This window comes from Bacteroidota bacterium (genome assembly GCA_034723125.1).
In the GTDB taxonomy this organism is placed as follows: Bacteria; Bacteroidota; Bacteroidia; order CAILMK01; family JAAYUY01; genus JAYEOP01.
The window spans coordinates 1-4,002 of record JAYEOP010000144.1; the positions used below are offsets into that span (position 1 = coordinate 1).

At 33.1% G+C, this 4,002-nt stretch carries 4 protein-coding genes and 1 pseudogene; all 5 read right to left on the reverse strand.

Annotated elements, in window-relative coordinates:
• Positions 1-2,136 (reverse strand): hypothetical protein (locus tag U9R42_04275; protein MEA3495233.1); only part of this gene is annotated, 2,136 nt, incomplete at its 3' end.
• A gap of 138 nt (positions 2,137-2,274) precedes the next feature.
• Positions 2,275-2,436 (reverse strand): hypothetical protein, encoded by a 162-nt coding sequence (locus U9R42_04280; GenBank protein ID MEA3495234.1) that lies wholly within the window; start codon positions 2,434-2,436, stop codon positions 2,275-2,277.
• Between the two features lies 1 nt (position 2,437).
• Positions 2,438-3,478 (reverse strand): virulence RhuM family protein, encoded by a 1,041-nt coding sequence (locus tag U9R42_04285; GenBank protein MEA3495235.1) that lies wholly within the window; start codon positions 3,476-3,478, stop codon positions 2,438-2,440.
• Positions 3,479-3,492: 14 nt separating this feature from the next.
• Positions 3,493-3,780, reverse strand: a pseudogene (locus U9R42_04290) (KilA-N domain-containing protein).
• On the reverse strand, positions 3,777-4,002 hold a 226-nt coding region (locus U9R42_04295), incomplete at its 5' end, for a putative DNA binding domain-containing protein (GenBank protein ID MEA3495236.1). The pseudogene U9R42_04290 and the gene U9R42_04295, both read right to left, overlap by 4 nt.

A 4,002-nucleotide genomic window follows, 5' to 3' on the forward strand; every position in this document is an offset into this window, starting at 1 on the left:
TTCTGTAGCGGCAAAAATATATTTTTCATCCTCTGTTGCTGTAATTGCATAAACCAAAGTGCTTGGCAATGCTGTTCCGAGAGAGTCAAATGTTTTTCCTTTGTCGTAAGAAACAAAGGCAGCATAATTTGAATAACCACTGCCGGCAATGTAAACGGTTGAGGAATCTTTTTGTGAAGCAATGATGTCAGCACCGTAAAAATAATGTGCTCCAAAATCTTTGATTGCTGAACTTAAAGTCCAATTTGCTCCTCCGTTTTGTGAAACAAAAAATTCTCCGTTATTTGTTAAAACATATCTTGTATTTTTATCCAAAGGAGAGTAAGCCATTGCAGAAATTTTTGAATTATTAGCATTGCTAAAATCAAAACTCAGTTCGTTAAAATTTATATGTGAAATTTGGTAGGTTAAGTGAAAAATATGTGCTCCTCCTGTTGTGCTTCCACCAGCAAGGTAAACACTTTCATTGTCTTCAGGGTCTTCCATGAGTGGTGGCATCCAGTACTGTCCTGTCATGTTAAAATCCCATTTTTTTCTTGATGTATTGTCGTTAATATTTGGATAATAAATTGCAAAACCGGGATAAACCATCCACACACTTGCTCCTTCATCTCCTGAAACGATATGACCGTAATCGCCACTTACCACTTGTTCGAAATCGCGAAATTTCCCGTCAATTTCTTTGCTTAACTGATAGCCTTGATCCTGACTTCCTGCATGAACTATCTCGGGTGAAAAGCGGCAGGTGTAAGTTGAGTAATATTGGCTTACTCTGTGATTCTTTAGTGAAACATTTTCTACTGTTTGCATAGAATCTTGTGAAAGGAAAAGCCCTCCATCTGTTGAGATATAAACTTTTTCCTGAGTTGCTGAAGTTTTAAAAATATTTATTCCCGGGATATCGGCATGAAGTTTATTTTCAACAGAATTGTAATATTTATACCACTCATTTATTAATGTCCAGCTTGCACCACCATCATAACTTTTAAAGCAATTTACACCTCCAAAATAAAGATTGTCAGGGTTTGTTGAAGAAACACAAAAGCTGTTGCTTGTAAAAGGATCTGTATTTACTGTTCCTTGAAAAGCCCAGTTGTTGCCTTCATCCATGGAACGATAAATCTTCGATTCATTATTGGCACTTACAGAAACATAAAGTGTTGTAGAGTTTTTTGTTTTGCAACCTTTTAATATTTTACTTCCTGAATTGTTGATTGTAAAGCTACTTATAAAATTTAGGTTATTTGATTTATCAAAAGAATGGATGTTGTTATTTTCCAATAAATAAACTTTATCGGAATTGTATTTGTCAGCCCAAATGTCAAATTTATTAACATCTCCGTAAGTAGCTTTGTCAAAACTAGCAATTTGTGTAAAAGAAATACCAAAATCTGTTGAGCGATAAACTGATGTCATAGGATCCCAGTTAGTATAATCCCATTCTTTAGCAAGTAAATAAATAGAATTTGTGCTGTCAGTTGTAAAAATTGCTCTTTTGATAACTCCCCATTTTGCAATATTTTCTAAGCCACTTGCAATATTCCAACTTTGTCCTTCATTATCGGTATAAAAAAATCCTTCAATTGAAAAACTCCCTGAAACTACAAAAATCCTTCTTAAGCTTTGGGAATAAGATACTTTTAAAGCTATGATTTTTGGAATTTTAAATTGGTCATTAATTACTGACCAATTATCTTCTCCTTTCTTTGTTTTCCAAATATTTCCACCGGCTGAAGCACAATATAACTTTTTACTTAGAGTATCTATTTCGCTAAGGTGTATTCTTCCAGCTTGATTATTACTTCCTGTTTCTTTCCAGTGTCCAATTAATTTTCCTGTTGCAATATTTGTTCTTTCTGAAAAATTATTGCGATAGTAATTTCTATATTTATTTGCTCTTTTTATTCTGTTTGATAATTCAATTTTTTTCCAATTTGTACCTTTTGCACTTTTGTGCATCTCATCAATCCATTTTTGTCTTTTTATATGATTTGATTCATCTTCATTGCCAATTACATCCGTTTCTGTAGCTTTGTAAAAGGTAGTTTTGTTGTTATTTTTTATAAATCCCCAAAAGATAATTCCAATTATAAAACTGAATATTAAGGATAGAAAAAGAGTTTTGTTTTTTTTCATAAGTTTGATGCTTAAATATTTAAACTTTCAAAGTTAATTAAAAAGATTAGAATTTTTTACATGTATTTAGTGTCTCTTAAAAAAACTCTACAAAACTAAAAGTCTCACTTGTCTGACGGTAAAGGTAGGTAAAAAATCTTAGAAATCATAAAATTTGATAGTTTTCTTAGAGGCACTAATTAGTAAATATTGAGCATCACGATATTCATAAGCTCGTGCTGCCATTGGTCTCATTCCTGTATCATCAATATTGACACTTTTTCCTGTTTGTTTGTATTGTACATTTACTATATTTGGCATATTATTTTCTCTCTTTTGTTTCTGGTATCTTCTTTAATTCTCTGTCAAAATCACTTTCAAACAAACGATCTTGAACAATGCGGTAGCGTTCAAATTCGCTATCAGCATGAGCTTTTGCAATTTCTGCTGTTACCTTCCCAGCATTCTGTAATATCTTTCTGTCCGTTACTTCTATAAAGCGGTTTAGCCGTGTTTCCCAATCTTCCATAGTCAATGGTATTTGCCTTAAAGCCATATCTTCGGCAATATCGAGATAAGCAGAAACTAAACGTTGCAATTGCTCCAATTCCTTTGTCGATAAATAATTCTTTGCGATGCTAACATCAAATTTCTGAATTTTGCCTTTGGGAGCATCTTTCCATGTTGTCAGTCCCATTTTATCTTTTTTATGATTTGCCCTATCAACAATTACTTCGGCAGCGGTTTGTCCATGAATAGCCCAATGTAATTTATTTTGGACAGTAGCAAAAAAGCGTTTTGTTGACTGTGATTTTACATCATAATCTATTGCAGTAGCATATATATCTGTTATTTTTTGATAAAATTTTCGTTCGCTCAAACGAATTTCCCGAATCCGTTGTAATTGTTCTTCAAAATATTTTTTACCAAGTATTGACCCATCATTCTTAAGACGCTCATCATCCATGGTAAAACCTTTAATGGTAAACTCCTGAATAATAGTTGTTGCCCATTTGCGAAACTGCACTGCCCGTTCTGAATTTACTTTGTAACCTACTGCAATAATTGCCGAAAGATTATAGTGCTTTGTTTTGTAGTTTTTACCATCGGTAGCAGTTATTCGAAAATTTCGAATAACTGAATTTTCTTGCAATTCACTATCAGAAAATATCTTTTTTAAATGATAATTAATGGTGTGAGTTTCTACATTGTAGAGTGTGCCCATCATTTTTTGTGTTAGCCAAATATTTTCATCGGCATACACCGTTTCAACACCCCCTTCACCATTAGAAGCTATAAATGTTAAATACTCAGCAGCTGAAGAGCGGACTAATGCATTGGTATTTTTTGATGTATCTTTCATAATTATTTTCCGTATTTTTCTATCCATTTGCCAGGGCTCAACACAAAACTTGTTAAACCTGCATTCATTCTAAAGTGGTCGAATTCGACCACTTTAAAACCGGGATTGTGCAATTGCTCCCAGGTACCAATAAACTCAATTGTTCCTCTGTTTCGAATCCAGTTTTTTATAATATCAGCCGCCCTGGAATCTCCGTCCTTTGATTTTGCAATATCTGTTAAGGAGATATAATCATCTTTTTTTGTTTGAAAAACTGAAATAGAGATACCTTTGACTTCAATATTCTTATTTTTTTTGATCATAATTCGTATCCAAGTATTTTAAAAGCGTTAATCAATTGGTTTTGTGAGTTTTTTTCTTCTTGTAAAAGTGTTGTGAAATCTTTTTGGATACGCTTCATTTCGGTATTATCATCAATGCCCCAAACTAAATATCCAAAAGGCTGATTGCTAATGGTAGCACCATTACTCATAGCCGAAATATATTCGCCAATTTGTTCGTTGGTAATACTGCCAGCACTCATT

What these genes read in the sequence shown, in the direction of transcription:
- U9R42_04280 (MEA3495234.1), bottom strand. Translation starts at nt 2,436, where the DNA reads ATGCCAAATATAGTAAATGTACAATACAAACAAACAGGAAAAAGTGTC.
- U9R42_04285 (MEA3495235.1), bottom strand. Translation starts at nt 3,478, where the DNA reads ATGAAAGATACATCAAAAAATACCAATGCATTAGTCCGCTCTTCAGCT.